Raw genomic sequence first — 15478 nt, 5'->3', positions numbered from 1 at the left:
ACTCACCAGTTCATTCTAAAGTCGAAGATGAACCGGAGCTGCTGTAAAAGCACCAACTTATGCCTTATACCGGACTGTTTTGAGCAGCGGATAAAGTTGATATTGGCTTTGACTTACGGATATTGTTCTGACACACTGAATCAGTCATAATTTGCATAAGCATTATTCAATCATGACTTATTGAATTCTGACTCAAATCAAAATACTGCAACCATCCACGTTTTCTGTTTCTACGAACTTTTGTGGATGGAAAAATAGGATATTTTTTCAAAATGACTCAGCAAGCACAGACCATTCAAGGCTCAATTGTCGCAATCGTCACCCCAATGTTAGAAGATGGCAGCGTAGATTGGAAAGGTCTCGAGAAGCTGGTTGAGTGGCACATAGAACAAGGCACAAACAGTATTGTGGCCGTGGGCACGACAGGTGAAGCCTCTACATTAAGCATGGCTGAACATACACGTGTGATTAAAGAAATCATTCGCGTGGCCAACAAACGTATCCCGGTGATTGCTGGTACTGGTGCAAACTCAACGCATGAAGCGATCGAACTGACCAGAGAAGCCAAAGAACTCGGCGCCGATGCCGCACTTCTCGTCACGCCATATTATAACAAGCCAACCCAGGAAGGGTTATATCAGCATTATAAGACTATTGCCGAAGCAGTGGATCTGCCACAAATCCTGTATAACGTTCCGGGCCGTACTGGCGTTGATATGTCCAATGAAACAGTTATTCGTCTGGCCGACATTCCACAAATTGTGGGCATTAAAGATGCCACTGGCGATGTACCACGTGGCCGTGAATTATTGGCCGGTCTGGCGGGTAAAGACATGACTGTCTATTCAGGTGATGATGCCACTGCCTATCAGTTAATGCTGGCTGGTGCCAAAGGCAATATCTCGGTTACGGCCAATGTGGCACCAAAAGTCATGAGCGAAGTTTGTGCCGCAGCCATTGCCGGCGACAATGACAGCGCTGAAGCACGTAACAATACAGTTGCAAATTTACACAATATTCTATTTTGTGAATCAAACCCAATTCCGGTGAAATGGGCACTTCATGAAATGGGCTTAATTGGTACCGGCATCCGCCTGCCATTAACGCCACTTGCAGAACAATATCGCGCACCGTTACGTGAAGCTTTACAGGCTTCGGGTGTCATTTAATAAGAGCACAATATTATGCAATTACGTTTTGGTTTAATCGCTGCACTTTCAGTGGTAAGTTTGGCAGGTTGTAGTTCTTTAGCCATCAGCAATGGCTCTCTGGATTATAAAGACACCACCACCCTTGCGCCCTTACAATATCCTGAAGGTGCTGTGGCCCGACCAGCAACGCCATTGTATCCTGCACCAACGGTTGACCCACTGGCCATTGAACATGCACCGAAGCTGGAAAACAGCCGTGGCAACCGTTTCGCACTTCCTCGTCCTCCAGCCGTAGAGCCAACTCAGGCCGCTGCTGTACAGGACAACACCGCGCCAGGTCGTCCACAACCGGTTGTAGATGGAAATCAAAATCCACTGCTCAAAATAGATGGAAATTCTGCTACAATTTGGCAGTATACGCTTGCCACACTCAGCAGCCTGAACCATAGCATTATTGGTCAGAGCAAAAACCGTTACGAAGTCACCATCTCGGTCGATCAACAGACCTACGTCTTAAGACTCACCTCTGTCGGTACAAGTAACAACCTGGCTGTGTTCAACGCCGACAACAGTTTTGCAGACAAAGAAAAAGCTGCAGACCTGTTGGCCCAGATTTACCAAAATTGGCCAGCCTAGACATTACTAGGCATTTTTTTCTGAAAAAGGTTCCCTCATGTTAAAACAAACCTTGCTCTATACTGGTAAAGCGAAATCTGTTTATACCACAGATAGTGAAGACCACCTGATTTTAGTCTTTCGTGACGATGCCTCTGCGTTCAATGGCGAAAAGATCGAACAACTAGATCGTAAAGGTAAGGTGAACAACCGTTTTAACGCCTTTATTATGGAAAAACTGGCTGAAGCCGGTATTGAAACGCATTTTGAAAAACTGCTAACCCCAAATGAAGTGCTAGTGAAAAAGCTGAGCATGATTCCGGTTGAATGCGTAATCCGTAACTATGCAGCTGGTTCTCTTTGCCGTCGCCTCGGTGTCGAAGAAGGCAAGGAACTGACCCCGCCAACATTTGAACTGTTCTTTAAAGATGATGCCTTAGGCGATCCAATGGTCAATGAATCTCAAGCGATTGCGCTGGGTTGGGCGACTGCTGAGCAGCTGGCACAAATGAAAGAACTGACTTACAAAGTTAACGATGTACTAAAAGCCCTGTTTGATGCCGGCAACATGATTCTGGTCGATTTCAAACTTGAATTTGGTGTATTCCACGACCGTATCGTGCTGGGTGATGAATTCTCTCCAGACGGCTGCCGTCTATGGGACAAAGACACCAGGAAAAAACTCGACAAAGACCGTTTCCGTCAAGGTTTAGGCGGTGTGGTTGAAGCGTATGAAGAAGTTGCGGCACGTTTAGGCATCAACCTCGACAATATCTGATCATCTCCAAGATGAACGATAAAAAAACCGGATCAGCTGATCCGGTTTTTTATTGGCTGAGTTTTCTCACTCTCAATCGAAAAAACAAATTCAACTTATAAAAATGATCGTTTTTACATATTTTTAGTTTTGACCTATGCTTAAGCACATAGGCAAGACACGGTAAATTTTACAGTGACTGCCGATCAGTTTCGTTAATCCTCGCGGATGTTCTCTCCCAATCTAACATCCAGTTTGGCCCAATTCATCCCTCTGAATTGGGCTTTTTTTTATTGCTACTGTTGCTGCTGCATCCAGCGCCGCTGCTGTAAACGCTCGGCTTCAACTTCGCGTTTATTGCGCGCCGATTCATACAGCTTGGTGCCTTTTAATTCTGGCGGCAAATAATCCTGCAATACAAAATGCTCCGGATAATTGTGCGGATACAGATAATCCACCCCGTAGCCCTGCTCTTTCATCAGCTTGGTCGGCGCATTACGCAAATGTAACGGTACCGGCAAATTGGCGGTTTTTTCCGCCAAGTCCAGCGCCTTGTTAATGGCCAGATAGGTACTGTTACTTTTGGCACTGGTGGCCAGATAGACTGCACATTGGCCCAGAATAATCCGCGCTTCCGGCATACCAATCACCTGCACTGCGCGGAAACATTCACCGGCCAGCAACAAGGCATTTGGGTTGGAATTGCCAATATCTTCCGAGGCAGCAATTAGCATACGCCGCGCAATAAACAGCGGGTCTTCTCCACCCTTGAGCATGCGCGCCATCCAGTACAGAGTCGCATCCGGGTCACTGCCGCGAATCGACTTAATAAAGGCCGAGACCAGATCATAATGCTGCTCGCCAGATTTGTCGTAACGGGCAATATTCTGCTGCGCCACTTTCACGACCAGGGCATTGTTAATACTGTTTTCTGTGTCCGGCTCAAAGGTGCCGGCAATCAGCTCGAGTAAATTCAGCGCCTTACGTGCATCACCCGCCGCAAACTGCACCAGTGCTTCAAACTCTTCAATCTGGATATAACGTTCTTTTAAGAAGCTATCATTCTGGACGGCCTGGGTCAGCAGCTGCTGGATGGCCTCGGCACTCAGTGCATTTAAGGTATAGACCTGGCAGCGCGACAGCAAGGCACTGTTCACCTCAAAAGACGGGTTTTCCGTGGTGGCACCAATCAGGGTAATTTTGCCCTTCTCGACTGCATTTAATAAGGCATCCTGCTGGGATTTATTAAAGCGGTGAATCTCGTCAATAAACACCACCGGCGTTAGTAAATCGCCGCCATCGGCAATCACTTCACGTAATTCCTTAACCCCGGTATTGAGCGCAGACAGACTGACAAAAGGACGATCAACCGCCTGCGCCAGCAACAAGGCAATGGTGGTTTTTCCAACGCCTGGTGGTCCCCAGAAAATAATCGAAGGCAAATGGCCCTGATCAATCATTTGACGTAACGGGGCCTGCTCCCCCAGAAGATGATCTTGACCGATAATCTGCGACAGATCGCGCGGGCGCAAACGTTCAGGAAGTGGAATATGGCTGTCTGACATAGAAGGTTTTCTGTACAAAGCTGCGGCTGAGTGTACTATGTTATGGCAAAATGAAGTATTTCAATAGCCGATTTTTTAGCGCTTGCTGCGGCAAACTGAGTCTAAATGTAGGCAGTTATTTTATCAGGTTTAAATCGCCAATTTTGCTCTTAAAGATACAGACGGCCTAAAAACTTAACGTACCCAGCGCACAATATAGTCTTCTATTTCTTCTTCATTGACTTCCGTTTCAGAAATACAGCGGCCAGCGGCCGATTTTTTGGCGCGAATCACGCTCTGACGTGAACCGGTATTTAAATAATGCCAGGACGGCAGGTTTTTACCTTCTTTTAAACGGCGATAGGCACAGCTTGGCGGTAGCCAGTGAATACTGTCCAGCTTTTCCGGCGTCAGCTGAATACAGTCCGGCACCTGTTGCTGCCGGTTCGGATAGTCCGAACAGCGGGCAGTCGTACAATCCAGCAGCTTGCAGGCCACTTTGGTGTAAGCGACTTCATGACTGTCTTCATCTTCCAGTTTAACCAGGCAACATAAGCCGCAGCCATCACACAGCGCTTCCCATTCTGCCTGGGTTAAGGCTGTTAACGGATAATTTTTCCAGAATTGGGGACGAAGCTGATCAGACATGATGCACAACACTACAAAATAACCGGTCTATTATAACAGTCTTCTACAAAAGCATGTGCTATGTCATAGATACAATAGAATCATAGACTTAAATAAATAGTTGAACACTTAATAAACAAAAGCAAAACAATCAAATCAGCGACTTGCCCCTATACTTGATCAAGAAGTATAAAAACACATGGAGAAAAATTATGTTTCGTTGGGCCATTATCTTCGCTGTAATCGCACTTATTGCCAGTCTACTCGGTTTCGGTGGTGTCGCTGGTTTATCTAAAGATTTCGCGGTCATTCTGCTGGTTATTGCTGTTATTCTGGCAATTGTCGGCTTCCTGTCCCGCGGCAAGGTATAGTTTCTTATACCCTGACCCTCACAAAAAAGAAGGATGCAAATCCTTCTTTTTTTATGCCTGTGTTTAGACCGACAGCAGATACAGACAGATTATTCTTTGAAAAATAACTTAAAAATATTTTCTCACATTTGTTTAGGCCCATTGAAATGTTTTTCAAACCGCTGTCTCATTTTTATGTTTTAATCGAATTATTTCAAAAAACACAAGGATTGGACGCATGACTTTAGCAATCAAAACTCGCGAAATTCAGTATACGGCGGCAGATGGTAGCCAGTTGGTCGGTTATTTTGCTGCACCCGAAACCGATGCACCAGTCGCGGGTGTGATTGTGGCACCGGAATGGTGGGGCCGAAATGAATATATTGAACAGCGTACCCGCGAACTGGCAGAACATGGTTATGCCGCCCTGGCCATTGATATGTATGGCGACAAGAAAAATACCACCACGGCTGCCCAGGCCAATGAATGGATGAGCCAGACCTTTGAAGACCCGAATACAATTGTGACTCGTGCGTCTGCGGCTTTGGACACTTTAGCTGCCCAACCGGAAGTAAATCAGGCTAAACTGGCAGCCATTGGCTTCTGTTATGGCGGCAAAGTGGTGCTGGATTTGGCCCGTTCAGGCGCCAACCTGCAAGCCGTTGCGACTTTCCATGCCATTCTGGCGGCCAGAGAACCAGCGCAGGAAGGCAAGGTGCAGGCAGAAATTCTGGTGCTGCATGGTGAACTGGACAGCATGGTAACGCTGGATGATGTGGCCAGCTTCCGTGAAGAAATGCACGCTGCCCAGGTAGAACATGACGTGATTGTGTTTGAAGATGCCAAGCACGGCTTTAGTAACCCGCTGGCCGATGAACGTGCCAAAGCCAATGGCGTCGACCTCGGCTATAGCCCGGTAGCAGAACAGCAAAGCCTGGATGCCATGTACCAATTATTACAACGCCGTTTGGCCTGATTCTGGCATGAGGCCATATATATTGAAAAAGATTAATGAATTTGAATAGAGGATAGAAGAATGACCGAACAAGACTGCCCATATTGCAACTTTGATGAATATGATGTCATTGCCAAAAATGATTATGGCGTGATTCTACCCGAACCGAACGCATTGTCTAAAGGCCACTGTGTCATTATCCCTCTACGTCATGTCAGTTCTTTTTTTGATGTTACCGACAAAGAACGTAAAAGCCTGATGTCGCTGCTGGAACTGGCGCGGAATGAATTACAGCTGCGCCATCAACCGGCGGGCTTTCATGTCGGTTTTAACGATGGCGATGTGTTTGGCAGCCCATCGCAGCATTTGCATATCCACATTATTCCGCGCTATGAAGGTCAAATCCTCAAGCTGGATCAACGCTGGGGGATGAGCGGCAGCATCTAAGCCTTGCCGCTACCAAAACAGAAGGTGATGCCGCGGCATCACCTTTTTTATTGCCTGCTGCATCGGCAAGATTTGGGTATACTAGGCGACTGCTTAACAGTTCCGGTTCTCATGTCTGCCTTTTCTTTTTCCCATGCCCTGCTTTCCTGGTTTGATGTACACGGTCGCCATGACCTGCCCTGGCAGGTGGCCGATAACCCGTATAAAGTCTGGGTATCGGAAATCATGCTGCAGCAGACCCAGGTCAAAACCGTGCTGCAATATTTCGAGCGCTTTATTCAGCGTTTTCCCGATGTGGAAAGCTTAGGCCGTGCCTCCTGGGATGAAGTGGCGCCATACTGGGCCGGACTCGGTTACTATGCCCGGGCACGCAATCTGCATAAAGCGGCCGGCATAGTGGCCCAGCAAGGACATTTTCCGGAAAATCTGGAACAGTGGATGGCCCTGCCCGGCATTGGCCGCTCGACCGCAGGCGCACTGATGTCTTTGGGTCTCAGACAATACGGCGTAATTATGGATGGCAACGTCAAACGGGTGCTGGCGCGCTTTTTTGCCATTGAAGATGATCTGTCCAAACCGGTACATGAACGGGCCTTGTGGCAGCTGGCAGAACAGCTGTGTCCGACCGAGCGTAATCATGACTACACCCAGGCGATTATGGACCTCGGTGCCACCATCTGTACCCCGAAAAAACCCTTATGTCTGTACTGCCCGATGCAGCAGCGCTGCAAGGCCCACCAGCAGGGCCTAGAAGCCGAATTACCATTTAAAAAACCGAAAAAAGCCGTACCCGTAAGACAGGCCCAGGTGTTGCTCTTACACAGTGATGGCCAGTGGCTGTGGCAGCAGCGGCCGAATAGCGGCCTCTGGGGCGGATTATGGTGCCTGCCGATTATTGATGATCCAGCGCAGTTTCAGGCGCTCTGTCAGCGTCTGGGTCTGAAACAGCGACAACAGCAGCTGCAGATTTCACACAGCTTTACCCACTTTACCTGGCTGCTGGATGCCAGTGTAATTCCGGTCGAGTCGGACCAGCAGGAACATCTGGCGATTGAGCTGGACGCCGAATGGATGACGCCGGCACAGGCTACTGCACGTGGACTGCCGACCGCCATGAAAAAATTGATCTCGGCCGCCGATTTATGACATAGTCAAAGACTGGAATTCGAATACCATCGACATAATAATCATCAGGGAGATGCTGTGCTTCGCTCGATTTCACTCTGCTGTGTTTTCTTCAGTCTGATTCTGCTAGCAGCCTGTACCTCGGCACCGAAAAAACCTGCGGCGCCCCTACCGCCGGCCATGGTCAAAAAACTGCAGCACATGCCACTTAAAACCCGCTTGCCAGTGCCGGTACAGGGCGTCAAACGTCAGCACTTGCAAGATACCTGGGGCGCGTCACGCAGTCGCGGTCGCCTGCATGAAGGCATTGATATTCTGGCACCACGCGGCAGCAAGGTGTACAGCGCCACCGAAGGCCTCATTGCCGACTTACGCAATAACAATTTGGGTGGTAAAGTGGTATGGATTCTGGGACCGGGCGGCAGCTGGCATTATTATGCCCATCTGGACCGGCATAAACGTGGCCTGAAGGTCGGAGATTATGTCAAGAAAGGCGATCTAATTGGCTATGTCGGCAATAGCGGCAACGCCCGCCATACCGCGCCGCATCTGCATTATGGCCTGTATTTAAATGGCAAAGGTCGCGGTGCAGTCAATCCCTATCCCTATTTACGTTAGTTTGCTTTAGGAAGTGTACATGTCAGAAGCATTGATCAATCGACTGGTCGAATTTGCCGAATCCGGGAATCAACAGAAAATTATGTTGAACGGCCAGAGTCATCAGGGCTGGATCATGGAAATTACTGAAGATGCACTTCTGATCAGCACCGGCTATGCCGATAAATCCGGCAAGGATGTCTGGATTGCCTTTGCCGATCTGCCTCAGGCGGAATTGTCTTACTGGGATAACCGTCAGGATCAATGGGTTCATTTCCAGCTTTAAACCCGTACAGGAGCATCATCTATGGATCGAACACGCTGCGGCTGGTGCTCCGAAGATCCGCTCTATATCGCCTACCACGACCAGGAATGGGGCCGCCCGCTTCACGATGAAGCGCAGCTGTTTGAAATGCTATGTCTGGAAGGCCAGCAGGCCGGTCTGGCCTGGATTACCGTGCTCAAAAAACGCGAATGTTACCGTCAGCATTTTTTTCAATATTCCATTGCCGATATTGCCGCGTTGTCTGATCAGGCCTTGCAGGACAAATTACAGGATCGCGGATTAATCCGGCATCCGGCCAAACTCGCAGCCATCCGCACCAATGCTCAGGCCTGGCTCCAGCTGCAGCAGCAAGGTATCAATCTGGTCGACTGGCTGTGGCAATTTGTCGATCATCAGCCCGAGCAGCATACCGTGCCCGATTATCGCAGCGCCCCGACCTATACTGCAGCCAGTGTGGCACTGTCTAAAGCTTTAAAAAAGCAGGGCTTTCAATTTGTTGGCCCCACCATCTGTTATGCCTTTATGCAGGCCGTCGGCATGGTCAACGACCATGAAGATCACTGCGCCTTTAAATCTCTTCCCCCTTTAGCCGAGGAGCACTCATCATGAGCAACACTACCATTCGTGCCTATGCCGCCATGCAACCCGGCGAAGCGCTGGTGCCATATCAGTTTGATGCTGGCGAACTGTTGCCGCATCAGGTCGAAGTTCAGGTGGAATATTGTGGCCTGTGCCATTCCGATTTATCGGTGATTAACAATGACTGGCGTTCTTCGGTCTATCCGGTGGTGGCCGGGCATGAAATTATTGGTACCATTGTCCAGTTAGGAAGTGAAGCCAAAGGATTATCTGTGGGCCAGCGCGTTGGCATTGGCTGGACGGCTGAAAGCTGCCAGCACTGTGATCCGTGCCTGTCCGGCCGGCAGGTGCAATGTACCGGCGATAGTGTCGCCACCATTGTCGGACATGCCGGCGGTTTTGCCGATAAGGTCCGCGCCGGCTGGCAATGGGTCATTCCCTTACCGGATGATCTGGATGCGGAAAGTGCCGGCCCGCTGCTCTGTGGCGGTATTACCGTATTTGATCCGATCATTAAGCACCAGATTCAGGCGGTGCATCATGTCGGGGTGATTGGAATTGGCGGCCTTGGGCATATTGCCATTAAACTGCTCAAAGCTTGGGGCTGTGAAATTACGGCCTTCAGTTCCAACTTGGAGAAAACCGCAGAGTTAAAAGCCATGGGCGCCGATCATGTGGTGAATAGCCGTGACAGCGCTGCCCTGAAAGCCCAGCGCGGCAAGTTTGACCTGATTTTAAGTACGGTGAATGTTAGCCTGGACTGGCCGGTATATCTGTCTGCCCTGGCACCAAATGGTACGCTGCATATGCTGGGCCTGACCTTAGAGCCGTTACAGGTCTCGGCTGGTGCGTTAATTGGTGGTGGCAAAGCGGTGACAGGTTCATCGACCGGTTCACCATCGACCTTGCGCCAGTTACTGAAATTTGCCGCCCGCAAACAGCTGGCGCCGCAGGTTGAAGTGTTCCCGATGTCGCAGATTAACGAGGCAATTGAACATTTACATGCTGGCCGGGCGCGTTACCGGGTGGTGCTGAAAGCAGATTTTTAATCTGCTTTGAAGCCAAATCTATAATAGATACAATTACTCACGAATAAATTGGGCCGCCTCTGCGGCTGGCCCCGATTGTATAAAAAATGTGTTAGATATTCAGTCTGTTATGGCATATGCTTAACGATGCGCATATATTAATTAGCCAAACCGAATGATTGATGTCAGCGGTTTGATTCAAAAAGTCTGCTAACATGAAAGCAGCTTTGACACGATAAAATGATTTGAGAAAACCTATGAGTAAAGCCTTACCCATTGCTGTTGCTGTAATTTTAGGCGGTGCTGCACTTGTTCCTGTTTATTATGCAACTCAACACCCTGCCACTGTATCCTCAAAAGCATCTGCAAATGCGTCTGCGGTTGAAAAAATCAGCTATGCATTAGGCTATGAAGTTGCCCATCAAACTCCACCAGAGCTGGACATTAACAGCTTTGTGACCGGTGTCCGTGAAGGTCATGCGCGTCAGCAGCCAGCCTATACTGAAGAAGAATTACAAAAGGCCTATGAACAGTTCCAGCAGGAACTGCAACAAAAACAGGCTGATCAGGCCCAGCAGGCACAAACGGCCAGCGATGCCTTCCTGACTGAAAATGCCAAACAGGCAGGGGTACAAACCACCGCATCAGGTCTGCAATATAAAATTACCCAGCAAGGCAATGGCAAACAGCCAACAGCCAGCTCTGTGGTAAAAGTACACTACACCGGTAAACTGGTCGATGGCAAAGTATTTGACAGCTCGGTTGAACGTGGTGAACCAATCGAGTTCCCGTTAAACCAGGTGATTCCAGGCTGGACCGAAGGTCTGCAACTGATGAAAGAAGGCTCGAAAGCCACGCTGTATATCCCGTCACAACTGGGTTATGGCGAACAGGGCGTGCCGGGCATGATTCCACCAAACAGCACCTTGATCTTTGATGTTGAGCTGATTGAAGTAAAATAAAAACAAGGAGAGCCTGGCTCTCCTTCGTTGTTTAGGGACGCATAATATGAAAAAAACGATCACCCTGCTCGGCCTCGCCCTGTGTAGCGCGGCCACACTGGCTCAACCGGTGACCACCAAAAGCTCCACTGAACAGCAGGTGGGCTACAGCTTTGGTTATTTAATGGGGCGCAGCAATGTCGACACCTTAAAAGGTATGGATCTGGATGCCTTTGTGGCCGGTTTAAAAGCTGCTTCACTGGGCCAGCAAGCCAGCCTGAGCGATGAAGACATGGCCCGTATTCTGACGCAGTTCAAAAAGCAGGCCGAAGCCAAACAGCTGATTGAGCTTAAACAGCGCGCCGAAGCCAATCACATGATTGGCAAGGCCTTTCTGGCGGAAAACTCGCGTAAGGATGGGGTGAAAGTCACTTCATCGGGGCTGCAATATCTGGTCTTGCAATCCGGTTCCGGAAAAAAACCGAAAGCCAGCTCCAAAGTACGCGTGCATTATGAAGGCCGCCTGATTGATGGCACCGTGTTTGATAGCTCGATGGCGCGTCAGCAACCGGCTGAGTTTCAGGTCACACAAGTCATTCAGGGCTGGACCGAAGGCCTGCAACTGATGCGTGAAGGGGCTAAATACCGCTTCTTTATTCCGGCGAATCTGGGCTATGGCCAGATTGGTTCTGGCGATGCGATTGAACCGAACAGCACCCTGATTTTTGATGTCGAACTGCTGGAAGTGATCAATAAATAAAGATGCTTGTGCTGCTCATGCAGCCTCATCTTTCAATAAAAGCCCATAAAAAAACCCTTTGAGACTCAACGGCTCAAAGGGTTCTTTTATAGGAGCTAAACAACTTTCGCGCTCAGCTCTCAGTAATTAAGGTTTTAAATGACGCGGTCTAAAACCAGTGGCCAGCAGACCAAGAGCATAAGCTGCCACACCCACCACACACAGCAGTAGTACTTCCAGCACACGCATCCATTGCGATACATCACCGTTATACCAGCTCAAGGCGTACCATAAGGCAGCCACCATCACCGCATTGGCCGTGCCAAACTGGAACAGCAGTTTTTTCCAGTGCCCACCAAAACGGAAAATATCGCGTTTATGCAAATAGAAATACAGCATACCGGCATTGACCAGCGCGGAACCTGAAGATGCCAGTGCCAGCGCCATGTGCTCGGCTTCCCAGTCAATCAGTTTAAACAGCCCAATAAACACCACGTTTAAAATGGCATTGGCTGCCACCGCCATTAAACCGACCCGAACCGGGGTGCGGGTATCCTGCTGGGCATAAAAGCCCGGAGCAAAAACTTTAATCAGCATAAAGGCGATGACCCCGGCACTCATACATTGCAGGGCCAAGGCCGTCATCTGGGTATCTTCCCAGGTGAACTGGCCGCGCTGGAACAGGGCCTGAATAATTGGGGTCGACAGCATAAACAGTGCAATACTGGCAGGCACACCAGCCAGCACAATAATTTTCGCCGCCCAGTCCATCATGCCACGGAATTTTTCCTGATTCTGCTCGGCATGGCGCGCCGACAAGGATGGTAAAATCACCGTACCAATTGCCACCCCAATCAGGCCCAGCGGCAACTCGGTCATCCGTTCGGCACTGTACAGCCACGATACCGAACCATCCTGCATAAATGACGCCCAGATGGTGTTCAGCAACAGGTTAATCTGGGTCACCGACACCCCAAACAGGGCCGGCAGCATCAGCTTCATGATGCGCTCAACGCCTTCATGCTTGAAGTCGATTTTTGGCGGAATCAGCAGCTTTTTACGCCATAATTCCGGAATCTGGATCGCCAGCTGCAAGGCTCCGGCAATAATCACCGCCCAGCCCAAGGCCATAATCGGCTCGGCCATATACGGCGTTAGCCACAGGGCTCCGGCAATCATGGCCAGATTTAGTAGCACCGGTGCAAAGGCCGGCGTGGTAAAGGAGCCATAACTGTTTAAGATGCTGCTGGCAAAAGCGGTCAGCGACATAAACAGCAAATAGGGAATGGTCAGGCGGAACATGTCCGTGGCCAGCGCAAATTTTTCCGGATCGCTATGGAAACCCGGCGCATAAACGTACATCACCGCCGGCGCCGCCACCATAGCAGCCAGTGTCAGCAGACTCATCACCGAGGCCAGACAGCCAAACACCCGGCTAATCAGAATCTGCACTTCGGCATGGGTGCGGCTGGTTTTATATTCGGTCAGAACCGGAATAAAGGCCTGGGAAAATGCCCCTTCAGCAAACAGTCGCCTGAAAAAGTTCGGGATACGAAAGGCCACCACAAAGGTATCGAAATCCTTTCCCGCACCAAACACATTTAATAACACAATATCCCGCACCAGTCCCAACACCCGGGACAGCATGGTCATCGCACTGACAATAAAGGTCGATCGCCAAAGCGCCATCGGAACCACCCAAATAAAAATTTAGCCGCTATTGTAAAGAAACCTAAGCACAAGTTTCGTTATGAATTGATGAAGATGCTGCTTCTATCCTGCTGTTGCAGTCACGCAGTAAAGACCGGAACCGGCTCCAGTCAAAATAAGGTCCCGGATCGGTCTTGCGCCCCGGGGCAATATCGGAATGTCCAGCCAGATGACGCTGGATTTTCGGATAGGCCTGCTGCAAGGCCGACACCACTTCCGCCAGTACCTGATACTGGATCGCTTCAAAGGGCAGATCATCACTGCCTTCCAGTTCAATACCAATGGAATAATCATTACATTCCGGCTTGGCCAGATAACTGGAACGTCCGGCATGCCAGGCGCGGTCATTGAAATTGACACATTGCAGCACTTCGCCGCTACGCAAAATCAGCAGATGCGCCGAGACCTGCATCCCTTCAATGGTCTGAAAGTAAGGATGCGCCGACCAGTCCAGCCGGTTTTGAAAAAACTGTTCGATATAACCGCCGCCAAACTGTGATGGCGGCAAACTGATATTGTGAATCACCACCAGCTGAATTTCGGTCTGCTGCGGACGCTGGTTAAAATTCGGTGAAGGCACCTGCCGCGCACCTTTTAACTGTCCCTGGATGACCTGAAAAGAAGCCGCCTGCTGCATAGAATGATCCTGATATTTTTTTCAGTATAAAAATTTAGCCCATCCTTAAACTTTCAGCTGAAAATCTCAAATCAGACAAAAAAGCCGCGAAAAAGCGCATCGGGCCAGCCGAACAGTGCTAATATATCGCGCAATTTTCATGGGTAAAGAGATAAGGACAGGCAATGAGCATACCACAATCTTTATTGGAGCAATCTATCCAGATCAATATTCAGCAGGCCCTGCAGGAAGATATTGGCGAGGCAGATATTACCGCTTTACTTACCCCGGAAGATGAACAGGCCACCGCCACCATTATCAGCCGTGAAGACATGGTGCTGGCTGGTCAGCCTTGGGTGAATGCCTTAATCCAGCAGTACGATCCAAGCGTTCAGATTGAATGGCTGAAACAGGATGGTGATCGCGTGGCGGCCAATGAAGCCTTTTTAAAGCTGGCCGGTTCTGCACGCAGTTTATTGACCGTAGAGCGCCCTGCCCTTAACTTTGTCCAGACCTTATCGGCCGTGGCCACCAAAACCGCCGAATATGTGAAACAGCTCGATGGCCTGCACACCAAACTGCTGGATACCCGTAAAACCTTGCCGGGTCTGCGGATTGCACAAAAATATGCGGTCACTGTAGGCGGCGGCCAAAACCATCGTCTGGGGCTGTTTGATGCCTTCCTAATTAAAGAAAACCATATTATGGCTGCTGGCGGTATTGCCCAGGCCATTGCCAAAGCCCATCAAATTGCACCGGGCAAACCGGTGGAAGTAGAAGTTGAAACCTGGGATGAGCTGAATCAGGCTCTGGACGCTCAGGCCGATATCGTGATGCTGGATAACTTTAGCCAGCAACAGATGATTGATGCAGTCAAGCATGTTGCCGGTCGCTGCAAACTGGAAGCATCGGGCAATATCACCATTGCCAACCTGCGTGAAGTGGCCAGCACTGGTGTCGATTATATTTCTATGGGCGCTCTGACCAAAGATGTCAAAGCGGTCGATTTATCCATGCGTTTTAATGCTTAATCGCAATTCGATATTTGTCGATAACGAAAAAAGGTGCCTCATGAGGCACCTTTTTTATTCATTTAGGGTGAGTCGATGGCCGCAAGACTTTAATCATCTGCACGGCCGTCGCCATCACGGTCCTGATTCAGCATGGTGCCATCACCATCACGGTCATTGGCCGTATCACACGCGCTTAAACCAAAGGCGCCCATCGCCAGTAAGATCATCAAGTATTTCATGGTACATCCCTCTTTTTTGCTGTTTTAAAAAAATCACTGCGAGTTTTAGTAAGCCATGAAGCTCGGTTTCAGCATGTTGGTTTTTGTTATGAAGATGAATCTGCGCACAGCCGCTGGTTACGTTTGCTTCAATCACAAAAAAACGCATCCGGAGATGCG

General features: G+C 49.4%; 19 protein-coding genes. 14 read left to right on the top strand and 5 right to left on the bottom strand.

The window, feature by feature from the left end; genetic code table 11:
* The first annotated feature begins 272 nt into the window (after positions 1-272).
* Genes dapA through purC form a run of 3 tightly spaced genes read left to right on the top strand, consistent with a single transcriptional unit; the run spans position 273 to position 2544 of the window.
* Entirely contained in the window at positions 273-1169 is an 897-nt protein-coding gene (dapA, locus tag P253_RS08795; protein WP_005180931.1) for a 4-hydroxy-tetrahydrodipicolinate synthase, read from the top strand.
* Positions 1170-1184: 15 nt separating this feature from the next.
* Positions 1185-1787, top strand: a complete 603-nt coding sequence (locus P253_RS08790) for a hypothetical protein (RefSeq protein ID WP_005180933.1) — start codon at positions 1185-1187, stop codon at positions 1785-1787.
* A gap of 37 nt (positions 1788-1824) precedes the next feature.
* Positions 1825-2544 carry a phosphoribosylaminoimidazolesuccinocarboxamide synthase gene (purC, locus tag P253_RS08785; protein WP_016658697.1) on the top strand — a complete coding sequence of 240 codons (720 nt, stop codon included), beginning with the start codon at positions 1825-1827 and terminating at the stop codon, positions 2542-2544.
* A gap of 275 nt (positions 2545-2819) precedes the next feature.
* Here purC and P253_RS08780 read toward each other — a convergent pair whose 3' ends face one another.
* Together P253_RS08780 and P253_RS08775 are read right to left on the bottom strand one after the other, a co-directional pair.
* Entirely contained in the window at positions 2820-4088 is a 1269-nt protein-coding gene (locus tag P253_RS08780) for a replication-associated recombination protein A (protein WP_016658696.1), read from the bottom strand.
* 174 nt (positions 4089-4262) lie between these two features.
* The gene (locus P253_RS08775; protein ID WP_016658695.1) at positions 4263-4715 is read right to left on the bottom strand and encodes a YcgN family cysteine cluster protein; all 453 of its coding nucleotides are present in this window, start codon (positions 4713-4715) and stop codon (positions 4263-4265) included.
* 191 nt (positions 4716-4906) lie between these two features.
* Between P253_RS08775 and P253_RS15485 the strand changes: the two genes are divergently transcribed.
* The 10 genes from P253_RS15485 to P253_RS08725 all read left to right on the top strand — a co-directional run bounded on the left by P253_RS15485 (position 4907) and on the right by P253_RS08725 (position 11762).
* Positions 4907-5065 (top strand): DUF1328 domain-containing protein, encoded by a 159-nt coding sequence (locus P253_RS15485; protein ID WP_005006601.1) that lies wholly within the window; start codon positions 4907-4909, stop codon positions 5063-5065.
* A 217-nt stretch (positions 5066-5282) separates the two neighbouring features.
* Positions 5283-6020 (top strand): dienelactone hydrolase family protein, encoded by a 738-nt coding sequence (locus tag P253_RS08765; RefSeq protein WP_016658694.1) that lies wholly within the window; start codon positions 5283-5285, stop codon positions 6018-6020.
* Positions 6021-6080: 60 nt separating this feature from the next.
* Positions 6081-6446: an HIT family protein gene (locus P253_RS08760; protein WP_005180943.1), complete on the top strand. Its 366-nt coding sequence runs from the start codon at positions 6081-6083 to the stop codon at positions 6444-6446.
* A gap of 111 nt (positions 6447-6557) precedes the next feature.
* A complete protein-coding gene (mutY, locus tag P253_RS08755) occupies positions 6558-7592 on the top strand; it encodes an A/G-specific adenine glycosylase (protein ID WP_016658693.1) in 1035 nt (344 codons plus the stop codon).
* Between the two features lie 57 nt (positions 7593-7649).
* The gene (locus tag P253_RS08750) at positions 7650-8189 is read left to right on the top strand and encodes a M23 family metallopeptidase (protein ID WP_005180945.1); all 540 of its coding nucleotides are present in this window, start codon (positions 7650-7652) and stop codon (positions 8187-8189) included.
* A gap of 19 nt (positions 8190-8208) precedes the next feature.
* Positions 8209-8454: a hypothetical protein gene (locus P253_RS08745; RefSeq protein ID WP_005180946.1), complete on the top strand. Its 246-nt coding sequence runs from the start codon at positions 8209-8211 to the stop codon at positions 8452-8454.
* A gap of 21 nt (positions 8455-8475) precedes the next feature.
* Complete coding sequence (locus P253_RS08740; RefSeq protein ID WP_016658692.1) at positions 8476-9063, top strand: DNA-3-methyladenine glycosylase I; 588 nt, start codon at positions 8476-8478, stop codon at positions 9061-9063.
* Complete coding sequence (gene ahr / locus P253_RS08735; RefSeq protein ID WP_005180948.1) at positions 9060-10082, top strand: NADPH-dependent aldehyde reductase Ahr; 1023 nt, start codon at positions 9060-9062, stop codon at positions 10080-10082. Before P253_RS08740 ends, ahr begins: the two co-directional genes overlap by 4 nt.
* A gap of 236 nt (positions 10083-10318) precedes the next feature.
* Complete coding sequence (locus P253_RS08730; protein ID WP_005180950.1) at positions 10319-11023, top strand: BamJ family beta-barrel-assembly machinery protein; 705 nt, start codon at positions 10319-10321, stop codon at positions 11021-11023.
* 46 nt (positions 11024-11069) lie between these two features.
* Complete coding sequence (locus P253_RS08725) at positions 11070-11762, top strand: BamJ family beta-barrel-assembly machinery protein (RefSeq protein WP_016658691.1); 693 nt, start codon at positions 11070-11072, stop codon at positions 11760-11762.
* Between the two features lie 126 nt (positions 11763-11888).
* On the opposite strand, the gene murJ is transcribed toward P253_RS08725, so the two are convergent.
* Complete coding sequence (murJ, locus tag P253_RS08720) at positions 11889-13430, bottom strand: murein biosynthesis integral membrane protein MurJ (protein ID WP_016658690.1); 1542 nt, start codon at positions 13428-13430, stop codon at positions 11889-11891.
* Positions 13431-13473: 43 nt separating this feature from the next.
* The gene (ampD, locus tag P253_RS08715) at positions 13474-14088 is read right to left on the bottom strand and encodes a 1,6-anhydro-N-acetylmuramyl-L-alanine amidase AmpD (RefSeq protein WP_016658689.1); all 615 of its coding nucleotides are present in this window, start codon (positions 14086-14088) and stop codon (positions 13474-13476) included.
* A 164-nt stretch (positions 14089-14252) separates the two neighbouring features.
* On the opposite strand from ampD, the gene nadC reads away from it, so the two are divergent.
* Positions 14253-15098: a carboxylating nicotinate-nucleotide diphosphorylase gene (gene nadC / locus P253_RS08710; protein ID WP_016658688.1), complete on the top strand. Its 846-nt coding sequence runs from the start codon at positions 14253-14255 to the stop codon at positions 15096-15098.
* 89 nt (positions 15099-15187) lie between these two features.
* Here the strand turns inward: nadC and P253_RS16060 are convergent, their stop codons facing one another.
* Complete coding sequence (locus P253_RS16060) at positions 15188-15319, bottom strand: hypothetical protein (RefSeq protein WP_005180959.1); 132 nt, start codon at positions 15317-15319, stop codon at positions 15188-15190.
* Between the last annotated feature and the right edge of the window lie 159 nt (positions 15320-15478).

The organism is Acinetobacter indicus CIP 110367 (assembly GCF_000488255.1).
Taxonomy (GTDB): domain Bacteria; phylum Pseudomonadota; class Gammaproteobacteria; order Pseudomonadales; family Moraxellaceae; genus Acinetobacter; species Acinetobacter indicus.
Note: the sequence above shows the minus strand (reverse complement) of the source record. Positions and strands in the feature narration are given on the sequence as shown.